Source organism: Asticcacaulis endophyticus, assembly GCF_014652575.1.
GTDB classification, from domain to species: Bacteria; Pseudomonadota; Alphaproteobacteria; order Caulobacterales; family Caulobacteraceae; genus Asticcacaulis; species Asticcacaulis endophyticus.
Map to the genome: position 1 here is coordinate 1 of NZ_BMZB01000004.1, position 12705 is coordinate 12705.

The window sequence follows — 12705 nt, forward strand, 5'->3', positions numbered from 1 at the left end:
CGATCTGCCCGGCAGCCCGGTTTAAGCGCGGGAGCTGGCCGGTGTGGGATGGATGCTGTGACATAGCGGCCTCGATTAATACTAAGGCCATTTGCATATACCCCATGGGGGTATAGTGCAAGGCGGAATAGGGTGAATTAGATTCAATATAACGAGATGATAGATGTTGTTGCCAACCTCCAACGCGCCCAGGACGTTTCTGGGGGGGCACTGGATCTACATCGTAATAAAGGATCGCTGACTGAGTGTGCGTCCCCGCGATTATCTTCAACCAGTAAAGCTCGCACGTCTCATCGCCACCATGGGGAATGTGCCCTAGTCGATTTGCGCCACGAGCCAACTCGGTTCAGGCTGATCCGTATCGGGCTGTTCATTTGGGCAGTGGCGGGTCGCCTGCCCAAATGCTGATGGGAGCGAATGTGAATTGCAATGATAATAAAAGTGGCTTTGGGTTGCAGCTAAACGCTCCTAAGGGCATATATGGCAGTCTATACGTTCTCCAGTCCATTGCGAATCTGTTCGGCTTAAATTCGATCTTCATATGTCGTTAGCAGTTGTAAAATAGATTGAAGTGGTAAGGGAGTACGCAAATGGCCAGTCGGTTACACTTTCTGCCTATCAAGCCAGACGTCCTTGAACGCCTCGCGAAAACAATCGATCCGCAGGCTCTTCGTCAAGAGCGAGCGGTCCTCACCTCGTCGATTGTCGACCAGGCATCGATCTTGGAAAAAGAAGTGGCCGCGACCGTTAGCCGTATGCAGGAACTTGGAACTTTGCCAGACGAGAAAGCCGCATTCATACAGACTTGCCACGAATTAAAGAATGCGATCAAAGCTTTGGGCAAGAGCGTCGAGGCCTTGAGAGAGGTGGTGGCGTTATTTCCGGCTAAGGCTTAGCTCATGTTCACCTGATCGAACCCACCGTCAAATCGCTGCACGTGTCGATGCGAAATGCACACGCCGACCCTTCCAATAAGCAGATCGCGGCATCAGCCTGTTTTTAAGAAGCGCTCAACACTGCCCTTCAAACCGTCGGAGTGTCCGGCCAGGATCGAGGCGATTGCACTTACGCTGCCAGCGCTCTCCCGGCGCTGCGGCGGCAGTTGAAACCCCGGTGATGTTGCTGGACATTTTCTGTGTGGTGGCCGCCTGTTCCTCGACGGCGCCAACCATGGCGGTTGTCAGGTTCGACAACTCATCCATTGCTCGCGTAATGGTCTTTATGGCCAAAACTGAGCTGCTGCCGGTTTGACGAACACCGAGAAAAGGGTGTTCATCGAACTGGAGGTTCACATGGAAAAGAGAAAGTTCAGCCGCGAGTTAAGATCGAGGCTGTAAATATGGTCACTGACCGTGGCGTGGCTATCGTTCAGGCGCAACGACGATAGCGTCATATCTTAAACGGCAGCGGTCCGGAAAGCCTTCCGTGAACCGCGCCCATTGAGCACTTGGCTTTACCCGAGGCGCAGGTGGTTGCTTCACGTCAGCGCGACGACGGCTGAAAGTTTCGACCAAAGATTTGGAAAACGGCGTACGTATAAGAGTAGCATGTTCAGGTGTAATGCCCTCAACCGGTATTGTCGCCTGGAAGTCGCAAGGTCGCCCGCAAGCCGCCCTCGGCGCGATTCTGTATAGACATACCACCTCCCTGGCTCTCGGCAAGAGCTTTCACGATCGAGAGTCCAAGGCCAACGCCACCGGTCTGACGGGCGCGCGAGGTCTCCAGTCTTTCGAACGGTGTGGTCAATCGGGACAGAGCCTCATCAGGCACGCCAGGGCCACTGTCTTCGACCGCAACCATGACGAAGCCGGATTCGGACCAAACCCTTAGCCTTGCGCTGCCGGCGTAGCGCACGGCATTGTCAACGAGGTTATTGAGCATGCGGCGCAGGGCCAAAGGCGCACAGGCCGCCATGAGAGGGGTGTCGAGGTGGTCACCGAAGTCGATGTTCTGTCCGGATTCCCGACGGGTGGCCGTAAGAGTGGTGATCTCGGCAACGACATCCACAGATCGCGTCTTGGGGGCCCCCGAGAGAGAGACGTCGCGCGCGAATGTCAGGGTGTCATCAAGCAACTCGTTCATCTCCTCGATATCCGTGATGGCACGGGCCTGTTGATCCGGGTCATCGATGAATTCGGCGCGCAGGCGAAGCCGGGTCAGATAGGTGCGAAAATCGTGGGCGATGGCGGCCAGCATCCGCGTGCGGTCGTCGATCAGCGAGCGGATGGTATGCTTCATGTCGTTGAAGGCGGCGGATAGCTCCCTGATCTCGGAAGGCCCTTTTAGTGGCAGGTCTGGTGCGGATAGGTCGCCCGCCAGTTGTCGCGATGCCTGGCTCAGACGCTTGATCGGGTGAGCGGTTTGCCGCAAGGCGATCCCAAGTACGAAGCCGAGAATGATGAGACCGGCTGTGGCGATGATGAGGCCGCGATCCATCAGTCGTCGCAGGGCTGGCGCACGAGTCCGTTCAAGGATCAGGGTCTCACCTGTCCTCAGACTTAACACCAGTCGCACGGGTGCGGCTGCACCAATATGGTCCTCTGAGAACGCATTGACCCGACCGCCAGAGCGCACCTGGATGCTGAACGCTCGCCCGTCCAGCCCCTTGGCGTACCGAGCAAACAATCGCTCCAGGCGCGCAGAACTCTTAAGGGGGGCACCGTCGTCTTGGATTTCAACAGAGGGGGCGGTCCGGACAATCAGGGCATCGCTGTTCAAGGCGCGAACAATGTCAGGCCGCAACGCCGGCGGTGCCTTTTCCAGGGCTGCCGCCATGGCCATGGCCTGTTCGGGCGAGGGCAGGAGGAATACCGGCCGTGCCGGGCCACCTGGCCAAAAAACGATTATCAACAACGCCGCCTGAAAAGCGAGGCAGCCGATGAGAAACACCGCGCCGATGCGCACGAACAGACTGTCGAAGCGCTCGCGCATCATACGCGCTCCACGACAGGTGAGAACAGATACCCACCGCCGCGCACAGTCTTGATCATGTCGCAGGCCTCGTCGGTCAGTTTGCGCCGCAATCGGCTGAGTTGGACATCGACGCTGCGGTCAAAGGGCATGGCAGATCGGCCTCGGGTCCAGTCGAGCAACTGATCCCTGTTGAGGACCCTTTGCGGATGGGTCAGGAACACCATCAGAAGGTCGAATTCACCGCCGGTCAGCTCAACCGGCTGCCCCGCCGCCGTCGCTAGACGCCGCGCGCCCGTGTCCAGTGTCCAGCCATCGAAACGATAGGTTTCCGCCGTGGTAGTCCGCACCACCTGATGCGCATCGCGCGTTCGTCTGAGTACCGCTTTGACCCGCGCCACCAGTTCACGCGGATTGAACGGTTTGGCCAGATAGTCGTCGGCGCCGAGTTCGATGCCAATGATCCGGTCGATATCATCGCCCTTGGCCGTCACCATGATCACCGGTGTCGACAAATTTCCCCCTCTCAGGCGCCGACAGATCGACAGGCCATCTTCACCCGGCATCATGAGGTCAAGAATGACGAGATCGACACGCTGACGCGCCATGGCGCGATCAAGGTCTTCGCCGTTGCCACAGGCGGCGACCTCAAAATCCTCCCGCTTGAGCAGTCCCGTGATCAAGGCGCGAATTTCAGGGTCATCCTCGACAACAGCAATAAGAGTGGTTTGGGACATTGGGGATACCGATAGAAGGTTGATCTCCATGTGTAACGCGCCGGGTCTGTGCCGAAAAGCCGGAATGCCGCCGGTTACACTTTGTTACGAACAGAAACACTCGGGTCACATGCGGATTACGACGGTGGCGTACCTTCGGGATACACCAACACGTCAAAGGAATTCCGCCCATGTCCAAATTTTTAAATTATAGTCTTGCATTTGCAGGCGCTATCAGCCTCGCGCTGATCGCCACGACCTCTGCTGAAGCCAGCGCGCGCGACCGGATTGTATCGGTTCAGGGCGCGCATGGTCACGGTTACGTGGCCGGCCGTAGCCTGAACCGCAATTCGGGCGCGACGCAAGTGCGTCGCAGCCTGCAGACCCAATCGGGACGCGGCGTCGCAACCACGCGGGACACGACCTATGGCGACGGAGCCGTCAGCACAAGCGCCTCGCGAATCTATAATAATGGCGCGACGGCGTCCCGCTCCGGGTCGGTTGTCGTGGGTGAGGGGGCTATCCGTGGGCAGCGCACGCACACCGGCGTTGCCGGTAACACCCAATCGGCCTGGGACACCGTCTACCGGACGGACGATGGCTATGGTCGCACGCGTGGTGTCGAAACCTCCAGCGGACGCTCGGTCACAGCGGAGCGCGATGTGTCGGTAACCGAGGGAAGCGTCGTTGTCGGTACGCAGGTAACCACGGGGGCAGGGGCCACCGCCAGCCGCACCCGCACCGTTGAACGCGACCAGTAGCTATCCCCATTCCCTTGCCATCCGATGCCTTGGCAAGGGAATGGCCTCAAGATCCATTCAGGACTGAACACTATGAAATCACACCAAGCGATCCTCAGTGTCATCGTCATGGCGTCATTCGTCTCGGGATGTGCCGCCGCCGGTGCGCCGGAGCGGATGCGTCTACGCGATCGGATGGCCGCGCGAGCGGCCGAAGCCCCTGCCATCCCCGGTGTGGTAGAACGTAGCCTGACACTTGATGGGGCCCGGCGCAGTTATCTTGTACTCGATGCCAGCCGGCCTGGGATGAAGGCCCCGGTGGTTGTGTTGTTGCATGGCGGCGGTGGCAATGGCGGCACGATGATCTCGCGCTGGCAAGCCAAGGCTCGTGCCGAAGGTCTCATTCTGGTCGCGCCCAACGGCATTGGTCAGAAGGCGAAGGCCGGAACGTGGAATGCGGGCGGTTGTTGTGGTGAGGCGATGACGAGTGGCGGTAACGATGTGCATTTCGTCGCAACCCTTATTGATCAGATGAGCCGAGCGGCGAATGTGGATGCCAACCGCATCTTCGTTGCCGGCTTGTCCAATGGTGGCATGCTGACGCATCGGGTGGCCATCGCCATGCCGGAGCGTCTGGCTGGCGTCGCCGTAGTGGCCGGCGCCATGTTCGGTGGTGAACCCGCCCCTCGTGCACCGGTCCCCATATTGATCATGCACGGCGTCCAGGATCAGGTCGTCGGCTTCAACGGTGGCATGAGCCCGACCCGCTTTGTCGCTAAAGCGCAGTCAAAGCCATTCAAGCCGGTGCGTTATGCCGTCGATTTCTGGCGTAGAGCGGACGGTTGCACCACGGTGCCCAATATAGTGACGCAAGGCGACGTGACGACCGAGGTCAACAGTGACTGCCGTGCAGGCAGCGAGGTACGCTTTTATCGTCTGGCCTCGGCCAATCATGGCTGGCCGGGCGCAACCGATGGAACGACACCGGCCCTGGAGCGCAACCGTTACGATGCTATAAATGCCACCGACGTGATCTGGGATTTCTTTAAGGTCCATTCACGCGTCGACTGACCGTGAAGATGTGAATTTTTGTTCTACCCCAATACCGTTCGAAACAAGAAAGTGAAACGAGATGAAACCACTTCCAACCTGGCTCCGCGTCGTCGGCCTCTTCCTTGGAGGCTTTATCATGGTTGGTGCAGGTGAGGTGCCCCTAGAATTTTAGACGCTTTGCTTGTTATAAATTGGATGAAAAAAGAGCTGATAATGTCCGCTTCCGAGATTTCAGCGCGTATCTCAAATGTCTGCCTTGGGCGCAGAGGTAACTCTTTTACGGTCATGACCGAGCAGGATGCTCGGATACGATTTCGGCTGCGTGGGACGAAGGTATACGCTATTTCGACGCGTCACCGTGGTACGGCCTTGGCCTGAGCGAGCGCCGATTGGGGGTTAGCCTGCAAGGGCGTCCACGCGAAGAGTACGTCATCAGCACCAAGATAGGTCGCCTCTAACGCCCGATTGGACAAAATCCGGCAGCGTTGCGATCTGGCAGGACGTTCCGCCATGTCCTGCTGCACGATGTGTTTGACACTCCGATGGACGAGATCGCCGCAACGCTCGACCGCGACGTCGTGACCGTGCGCCAACTGGCGTCACGCGTCCGCCGCAATGTGCAAGTCGACAAGCCGCGCTATCGGGTGGCCCGCGACGACGGCGAGTGGATATCTCTGGCCTACCTCGACGCAACCCGAACTGGAGATATCGGCACGCTCTGGACCATCCTTGCCGAAGGGGTCAGGATCGTGTCGGATGGTGGCGGCAAAGTGCTGGCCTTCCCGAACGCCATTGTTGGCGTGGATAAGGCACTGCGTCTCTACGAGGGTCTCTTCCGGAAGTATGGTGATACCGAAAGCATGGTTCGACAGGTCTGGATCGACGGCCTGCCGGGCTATGTCAGCATGTATAACGGCACATTGCAGACAACCTCGTTCGAGATCAAGGATGGCCGTGTTAGGGCCATCTACAAGATACGGAACCCTGACAAGCTGGCACATATTTCTGGGCAGATCGGCGCCATCCATTAAATGGCCTTTTGCGAGACGCCCTACAGGCGCCATGCAGGACTGTGCGGCAGTTAGTGCACTATGGCTTTGTGGATGAAGCGGTGTTGAGCCGCTCGACCGCTTTGGCTTCGGAAGCCGCCTTATACAGTGCGGCCCAATCGTCTGGTGGATTGCCGTCGTCCAGCATTCCTTTGAAGGTTTTGTAGGCATCCGTCTTCGCGCCATAGGTCCGCAGCGTCGTCTCATCGTTGACCCAGGCAAAGATGATGACTTTCGCTGTCGAGTCATATCGGAAGAACAAGCGAAAGCGGCCGTTCCCGAACTTCGCCCGGAACCAATGTTTGTAATCATCGCCGAGGGTCGAGCCTTGCCGATAGGCTGTCGCCGTCGGGTCAGCCGCAATCGCCTCAAAAACGAGCTTGTTCAATGCGGCCAAGAGCTTGGTGTTCGCATTTTTCCGATATTCCTCGGGCTTCTTTGCTTTCAACGCCTCGACGGTCTCGGTCAGCTTCTCCAACTGATCGAGAAAAAGGGGATGCGCAAGGATGGTCCAGCCATTGATCGTTAGCATGGCTAGAGTGCGACACCCCCGTCGATCTCGGCATCGAGGTCAACGTCGATGTCGCCGACCAGCGCCGCCATACGATCCCGCAACGTCGCGGGGATCGGGATGATGGAGGTGCCAGGATGCTTCGTCATGTCATGCGCGAGGAATGTAAGGAAGCGATCAACGACCGGATCGCTCACCTCTTGCGTCGCCTTCTCGACATAGACGCGGCGCGCGTCATCGACGAAGAAGGCGATGCGTCCGCCATAGTCCACGCCCAGGGCCTGCCGGACGGCCTTAGGAACCGTGGTCTGGCCCTTTGCGGTGATGGTGCTTTCTTCTTTCAGCAACGCAGCCATGGTCGACTCCTAACTTAATCTTGAGGTTTAGTAAGGAAATTGCCTTACTTTGTCAAGGGGCGGATTTTAGAAAGCCTGAATTATCGCCACCTCAGATGCTATGAACGGTTCGGTTTTTGTAGCGCGCTGCAAAAGTCCCGTGCGCCCCGTCTCTTGTCCCGGAGGGTTCCGACGACTTAGCTACGCCGGGCGGGCTTAGGAATACGAGATCCGATTCACGACGCTATTTTGGACAGAAAGCGTCACTTCCGGGCTGGATTATAGAGGTAATGGCTTATATGCTCAATTCTCGCCGGTATGTCCTTCCCCTGCGAACCGGCGAATATAGCGGACGTCCTACCCCCCTCGGGACGTCCGCTTTCAGCCTTTCCCGCTTCATTATGAACGTCATCAAGGGCCATCGGACTTAGGCAAGCGTTATGGCGGATTTCTCAGATCTCAATGTTTTTCAGATGTATGTGGCGAATGGCGAGCAGCCGGGCTTCTGGTTAAAGCGGACCACTTGGGACAACACCGTTGCGCAAGTAACTTCGGTGGGCCCATTTACAGCAGCGGCGCCTTACTATGGCAATCCCGAGGTCTGTGCGGACATTTACGAATTGAGCTCAGGAGCTTTGAAGGAGCTTGGTGCTAAAATTCCGGTTCCGGGAACGTACAAGACTTGGCGGCAAATTGACCCGCCAAGATGGGCAAAGTGACGAGGGGCCTCTGCCTCTCATGAGCGCAGATTCGTCAACGTCCTCCCTCACGACAACAGACGAACCGGCGGCTCACGTCTGCTGGACGAAGATGATGAGACGGTATAGGATTCCTGTTCCCATATTAATTACGGATCGTCTCACTTGGACCCTCTCAGCGACATCATTGCCCTGCTGCGGCCGAGCACGGCCATTTCCAAACCCATTACCGGGCGGGGGCGCTGGGGCGTTCGCTATGCGGCGCATGATGCCCCCGGCTTCACAATCATCCTGAAAGGTGCGGCCTGGATCGCGTTCGAGGGGGAGGCGCCGTGGAAGCTGGAGCCAGGGGCCTTTCTTCTCTTGCCGTCGACGCCATCCTTCACCTTGAGCAGTCAACCGGACATCAACTGCGAGTTGCGCGACCCTATGGATGTGCCCAGCCGCCATGGCGAGCCGGACGGGGAAGCCGATTTCGAGGCGCTCGGCGGCACCTTTCGTATCGAGACTATCAACGCACCGCTCCTGCTCGCGTTGCTTCCGCGCATGATTCATATTCCGGCCTCAGAAGGGCGAGCGGTACGCCTCGGCCGGGTGATCGACCTCATCATGGAAGAATGCGGCCAGGATGAGCCAGGCAAGGACATGATCCTCCAGCGCATGCTTGAGGTTCTGCTGGTCGAAGCCATGCGCTGGGATGGCATCGGGCCTGGGGACGACCGCGCCGGTCTGCTCAACGGTATGCGTGACCCGGTACTAGCGCGAGTGCTTGGGGCGATGCACGCCAATGTCCGAGCCGACTGGACCGTGGCGAGCCTTGCCCGGGTCGCCGGACAGTCGCGTTCCGCCTTCGCCGCGCGTTTCGGCGCCGTTCTGGGATGCGGCCCGATCGAATATCTGGCCCGGTGGCGCATGGCGCTGGCGAAAGATGCTTTGTTGCACGGCGCAAAGTCCCTCGACCGGATTGCCGACGAGATCGGGTACGAGTCCGCAAGCGCCTTCAGCACGGCTTTCCGAAAGCGGCTCGGCTGTCCGCCAGGAAAATTCGCTAGGATCCTCGGCGACAACGATCCCGGGAACCAATTAGACGGAACGGGTTTGCAGTAACCACTTTATGCCGCCGGGAGCATCGACGGAATCCAAAGTAAGGCCGATCTCGAGAGAACCATTTGGCAAGGTCGTTAGTGTCAGGTCGCTGTAATCGACAACCGTCGGATGTCCGGTTTCAGTCGGTCTGTGATGAGTGGCCGTAACGATCAGCACCATTGCTCCGGCGCTCACGGCTGCCGCAATCCCGGCGACGGAATCCTCGATGACAAGGCATCTGTCCGCCGTGGTGCCAAGCTTTTCGGCGCCCAGGTGGAAGCAGTCAGGTGCCGGCTTCCCGCGCGCCACGTCCTCGGCGGCAATCAGCAAAGGTGGAACGGGTAGGCCCGCGACTTCGATCCGGCGCAAGGCCAGCGCCCTCGGTGCCGAGGTCACGATGCCCCATTGCTTCATTGGCAGAGTGGTAAGAAACGCCGCTGCACCCGGGATCGCCTCAATACCTTCCACCTCATCGATTTCGGCCTGCGTGATTCTGGCCGCCTCGGCCACGAGGTCAAGACCGGCGATACCCGTCCGGCGGATCGTTTCGACCGACTGTACGCCGTGAATGGTCGGCAGGAATGTGTCGACATCGATACCGTGCCGCTCCGCCCACGCCGCCCATATACGCTCGGCGGCCTTAATGGAATTCAGGATCGTTCCATCCATGTCCAGAAGAATGGCATCGATCGGTCGCATCTGCGAAAGTGGCTGCATCTTGCGTTGTGCTCTTTCAAAGGTTAATTTTGGGAATTTGGCCTTTTCCTTACCATTATTCTCACGATTTGGATACTTGGAAATGAATAATGGACTGGGGATTATGGATCGTCTCCACGCTGTGCCCTATTAAGGAACCATCCAACCAACGGAGGTTCTTATGCAAACAATCCTAATCACCGGTACATCCTCGGGCTATGGCTTGGAGATGGCGCGTCATTTCCTCGATAGGGGATGGAAGGTCATCGCGACCATGCGTCACCCCGACACCCGGCTCCTGCCGTCATCGCCCAATTTGCGTATTCTGCCGCTCGACGTAACGAACGAAGACAGTATAGCGGCTGCCGTCGCGGGTGCAGGGCCGATCGATGTGCTCGTCAATAATGCAGGCATTGGCGTTGTCGGTGCCTTCGAGGTAACGCCAATGGCGAATATCCGTAAGGTGTTCGACACCAACACGTTCGGCGTTATGGCGATGTGCCAGGCGGTCATTCCCCAGATGCGCGAACGCCGATCCGGCGTCGTCGTCAACGTGACATCAAGCGTCACGCTGGCCCCTATGCCGCTGGCGGCGGCCTACACCGCCAGCAAACAGGCTATCGAGGGCTTCACAGGCTCGCTCGCCCAGGAACTCGCCCATTTTGGCGTCGGGGTCAGACTGGTGGAGCCGGGATATGCCCCGACGACGCGGTTCGCACAAAACACGGATCTTCGTATCGAAGATCTCATTCCCCCCGCTTATGCCGACTTCGCCGCCCCGATTTTCGAAGCGTTTAGCCAGCCGACGCTAACAACGAAAGAAACCGATGTTGCCGAGGCTGTCTGGGCCGCCGTACATGATATGTCCGGTAGGCTTCAGTTCCCAGCCGGGGCCGACGCGGTCGCTCTCTTTCAAGGGTGCCATGGCTGAGCGGTCAGGTTCGACCCATGCCGCGTGGGCTAACCGGTGGCGATGCGCCGTTCAACTACTGCCATCTGAAGAGGGAAGCGGCGGCTTTCGGCGGTTCGCCAATCAAGGCGTCGGGGGACGAAAAGCCGCTGATCGTGCCGCTTACTAGCAAGAACTGGCGCGCCCAATCCGGGCAGCATGTGATCAACTTCACCAAGGGCCGGTGGCAGGAGCGGCGTGAAAGGGTCCCTTTAGTATCAACCGGTGCCAGTATTAGGCCGGATTCTCCTGATTTGAATCGTTAGGGATTTCCGGAAAAGGTAAGCTTGGTAAAATCTCAGGCTAATCTCAACGCGGGTGTTTCCGCGCGTTGTGACGTACTGACGAGCGCCGCACACGGCCTCAGACGAAACCCGTGACCTCTGCGGCTAAGGATGGTCGCGAATGTCCGGCAGGGCTGATAAAGGGCGTAAATGCGGTCATTGCCCATAAGCCAATTGGCGTGAGCGGCAAAGCGCGTCTCGTCAGCATTCTGAGCTGCGCAGAGTAAGGCCACCAGACTCAACTCATCATGGGTAAGGTCGATATGTCCGGGCCTGCCAATTGTCAGGGTGCGTTTTCCCGACGAGAGGGTTATTAGAATCTGGCTAAAGGCCGTACAGCCTTCAGTCACTTCTTCACCGAATGCGTGGCGCAACTCACGGTGCAAGATACGGCAGGAATGAGGGCAGGCCACCGCGGTTCGCATTGCCCATACTGAAAAATGTTCGGCATAGACTAAATCGCATATATTGTTTGGCATTGATGCAGAAGCGAGGGCCACAGCGTTCATTCCAGAAATATTAAATAAGAATAGCTCGCAATATCATTTAAACGGACGGACGCAAGACCATATGAAACGGTCGCAACGAAGTCAGACCACTATTTCTTAGTTTTACGAGGTGAAAGCGAGCTTAGAATGGTCAACAGCATTCGTGGGGTGGGGGCCATAAAACGGGACAGAATGAGTGTGGGCTTTGCTAAACCGGCCTAAATGAAGTGTATTTAATTTACGACGCTTACGGTTCCGTTGTCAGTGTACACAAGTCGGGTCCCGCTAGAGGTAACGACACCTCGCAGGGCTGCATCCTGATCGCGAACGGGAAAAATACCGCTGACGCGACGCCCCTTTAGCCTTTCCGGATCGAACACAAGAGGTAGTGACCTGTATCTATTCAGCTCTGTAAGGACCACAGTCAGGTCTTCATTCACGGCCTCTACCCAGCCTGTTGCCCAGCTGCTGAAGGTAGCGGGGGCGGACTTGGGCAGTCGTGTCACCCTGTGACGATCTACGCTTGCGCGCTCACCCGGCGATAAGGTTTCACAGGCAGGCGGTGTGTTTGCCGGACAAACACGCACGGTCGATTCAATGACGCTGACCTTCATTGCGGAGGCCGTCAGTTCGACCTCATAGGCGGTGCCAAGCGCCGTAGCCGAACCAAATGTGGACTGAATGCTGAAGCGTCGCTCAGGGCTGCGGTTTACTCGCGCCAGCAGCCGTCCTGTGATAAGCCTGACCGTATCGAGACGTTCGCGTTCGGTGACGCGTATAGCTGTATCCGTATCGAGTATAACAACATTGCCACTTGCGAGTGCTACCGTTTTCTGTTCCCCACGTGCGGTGTGATAGTCGGGAAAGTTATCGCGAAGACTGTCTGAGGTCAAAAGACTCCAGGACAGGCCCGCGAACATGACAAAAGCAAATCCGTAGACTAAAGCCCGGCGGAGGTCTTGTTTCGGTTTTGACGCCAAGGACTGCAGCGCTTTGATTTCAGCGGGACCGGCCTGATCAAGGCGGTCATGAAAAGCCCACATTTTCTCGAATGTTGTCCGGTGCAGGGGGTGGGCCGCACACCAGCTTTCGCAGGCCAACCAGTCGGCATCACTGGCGGAGGTAGAATCGAGCAAACCCACCCATTCGGCGGCCGCGGTTACAATGTTCTGGGGTGTTTTTAGGGACAT

At 57.9% G+C, this 12705-nt stretch carries 15 protein-coding genes; 9 read left to right on the top strand and 6 right to left on the bottom strand.

Going from position 1 to position 12705, the window contains the following annotated elements:
- Positions 1-590 precede the first annotated feature (590 nt).
- Both IE102_RS13130 and IE102_RS13135 read left to right on the top strand, forming a co-directional pair.
- A complete protein-coding gene (locus IE102_RS13130) occupies positions 591-896 on the top strand; it encodes a hypothetical protein (protein ID WP_189487431.1) in 306 nt (101 codons plus the stop codon).
- Between the two features lie 163 nt (positions 897-1059).
- Complete coding sequence (locus IE102_RS13135) at positions 1060-1251, top strand: hypothetical protein (protein WP_189487432.1); 192 nt, start codon at positions 1060-1062, stop codon at positions 1249-1251.
- A gap of 315 nt (positions 1252-1566) precedes the next feature.
- On the opposite strand, the gene IE102_RS13140 is transcribed toward IE102_RS13135, so the two are convergent.
- Together IE102_RS13140 and IE102_RS13145 are read right to left on the bottom strand one after the other, a co-directional pair.
- A complete protein-coding gene (locus IE102_RS13140; protein WP_189487434.1) occupies positions 1567-2934 on the bottom strand; it encodes an ATP-binding protein in 1368 nt (455 codons plus the stop codon).
- Entirely contained in the window at positions 2931-3647 is a 717-nt protein-coding gene (locus IE102_RS13145; protein WP_189487436.1) for a response regulator, read from the bottom strand. The genes IE102_RS13140 and IE102_RS13145 overlap by 4 nt, the downstream gene beginning before the upstream one ends.
- A 170-nt stretch (positions 3648-3817) precedes the next feature.
- Between IE102_RS13145 and IE102_RS13150 the strand changes: the two genes are divergently transcribed.
- The 4 genes from IE102_RS13150 (at position 3818) to IE102_RS13165 (ending at position 6450) form a co-directional block, all read left to right on the top strand.
- Positions 3818-4387, top strand: a complete 570-nt coding sequence (locus IE102_RS13150; RefSeq protein WP_189487438.1) for a hypothetical protein — start codon at positions 3818-3820, stop codon at positions 4385-4387.
- A gap of 72 nt (positions 4388-4459) precedes the next feature.
- Positions 4460-5437, top strand: a complete 978-nt coding sequence (locus tag IE102_RS13155; protein ID WP_189487440.1) for a CE1 family esterase — start codon at positions 4460-4462, stop codon at positions 5435-5437.
- Positions 5438-5754: 317 nt separating this feature from the next.
- The gene (locus tag IE102_RS18100; RefSeq protein ID WP_373295611.1) at positions 5755-5877 is read left to right on the top strand and encodes a hypothetical protein; all 123 of its coding nucleotides are present in this window, start codon (positions 5755-5757) and stop codon (positions 5875-5877) included.
- Between the two features lie 84 nt (positions 5878-5961).
- Positions 5962-6450 (top strand): sigma-70 family RNA polymerase sigma factor family protein, encoded by a 489-nt coding sequence (locus tag IE102_RS13165; RefSeq protein ID WP_189487441.1) that lies wholly within the window; start codon positions 5962-5964, stop codon positions 6448-6450.
- A gap of 58 nt (positions 6451-6508) precedes the next feature.
- On the opposite strand, the gene IE102_RS13170 is transcribed toward IE102_RS13165, so the two are convergent.
- Both IE102_RS13170 and IE102_RS13175 read right to left on the bottom strand, forming a co-directional pair.
- A complete protein-coding gene (locus IE102_RS13170; protein ID WP_189487443.1) occupies positions 6509-7000 on the bottom strand; it encodes a type II toxin-antitoxin system YhaV family toxin in 492 nt (163 codons plus the stop codon).
- A gap of 2 nt (positions 7001-7002) precedes the next feature.
- Positions 7003-7335, bottom strand: a complete 333-nt coding sequence (locus IE102_RS13175; protein WP_189487445.1) for a type II toxin-antitoxin system PrlF family antitoxin — start codon at positions 7333-7335, stop codon at positions 7003-7005.
- A 419-nt stretch (positions 7336-7754) separates the two neighbouring features.
- Here IE102_RS13175 and IE102_RS13180 point away from each other — a divergent pair, with 419 nt between their 5' ends.
- Together IE102_RS13180 and IE102_RS13185 are read left to right on the top strand one after the other, a co-directional pair.
- Positions 7755-8033, top strand: a complete 279-nt coding sequence (locus IE102_RS13180; RefSeq protein WP_189487447.1) for a hypothetical protein — start codon at positions 7755-7757, stop codon at positions 8031-8033.
- A 144-nt stretch (positions 8034-8177) separates the two neighbouring features.
- Positions 8178-9119, top strand: coding sequence for an AraC family transcriptional regulator (locus tag IE102_RS13185; RefSeq protein ID WP_189487449.1), 942 nt, complete (start codon positions 8178-8180; stop codon positions 9117-9119).
- Here the strand turns inward: IE102_RS13185 and IE102_RS13190 are convergent.
- Positions 9096-9815, bottom strand: coding sequence for an HAD-IA family hydrolase (locus IE102_RS13190; protein ID WP_189487451.1), 720 nt, complete (start codon positions 9813-9815; stop codon positions 9096-9098). The two genes, IE102_RS13185 and IE102_RS13190, sit on opposite strands and share 24 nt — an antisense overlap.
- A gap of 160 nt (positions 9816-9975) precedes the next feature.
- Between IE102_RS13190 and IE102_RS13195 the strand changes: the two genes are divergently transcribed.
- Entirely contained in the window at positions 9976-10725 is a 750-nt protein-coding gene (locus IE102_RS13195) for an SDR family oxidoreductase (protein WP_189487452.1), read from the top strand.
- A 1023-nt stretch (positions 10726-11748) separates the two neighbouring features.
- Here the strand turns inward: IE102_RS13195 and IE102_RS13200 are convergent.
- On the bottom strand, positions 11749-12705 hold the full coding sequence (locus IE102_RS13200) for a FecR family protein (RefSeq protein WP_189487455.1): 957 nt from the start codon (positions 12703-12705) through the stop codon (positions 11749-11751).

Bases quoted from the DNA above. Each gene is read 5' to 3' on its own strand.
- IE102_RS13130 (WP_189487431.1), top strand. From the start codon at position 591: ATGGCCAGTCGGTTACACTTTCTGCCTATCAAGCCAGACGTCCTTGAA.
- IE102_RS13140 (WP_189487434.1), bottom strand. From the start codon at position 2,934: ATGATGCGCGAGCGCTTCGACAGTCTGTTCGTGCGCATCGGCGCGGTG.
- IE102_RS13145 (WP_189487436.1), bottom strand. From the start codon at position 3,647: ATGTCCCAAACCACTCTTATTGCTGTTGTCGAGGATGACCCTGAAATT.
- IE102_RS13150 (WP_189487438.1), top strand. From the start codon at position 3,818: ATGTCCAAATTTTTAAATTATAGTCTTGCATTTGCAGGCGCTATCAGC.
- IE102_RS13155 (WP_189487440.1), top strand. From the start codon at position 4,460: ATGAAATCACACCAAGCGATCCTCAGTGTCATCGTCATGGCGTCATTC.
- IE102_RS13165 (WP_189487441.1), top strand. From the start codon at position 5,962: ATGGACGAGATCGCCGCAACGCTCGACCGCGACGTCGTGACCGTGCGC.
- IE102_RS13170 (WP_189487443.1), bottom strand. From the start codon at position 7,000: ATGCTAACGATCAATGGCTGGACCATCCTTGCGCATCCCCTTTTTCTC.
- IE102_RS13175 (WP_189487445.1), bottom strand. From the start codon at position 7,335: ATGGCTGCGTTGCTGAAAGAAGAAAGCACCATCACCGCAAAGGGCCAG.
- IE102_RS13180 (WP_189487447.1), top strand. From the start codon at position 7,755: ATGGCGGATTTCTCAGATCTCAATGTTTTTCAGATGTATGTGGCGAAT.
- IE102_RS13190 (WP_189487451.1), bottom strand. From the start codon at position 9,815: ATGCAGCCACTTTCGCAGATGCGACCGATCGATGCCATTCTTCTGGAC.
- IE102_RS13195 (WP_189487452.1), top strand. From the start codon at position 9,976: ATGCAAACAATCCTAATCACCGGTACATCCTCGGGCTATGGCTTGGAG.
- IE102_RS13200 (WP_189487455.1), bottom strand. From the start codon at position 12,705: ATGTCCCTAAAAACACCCCAGAACATTGTAACCGCGGCCGCCGAATGG.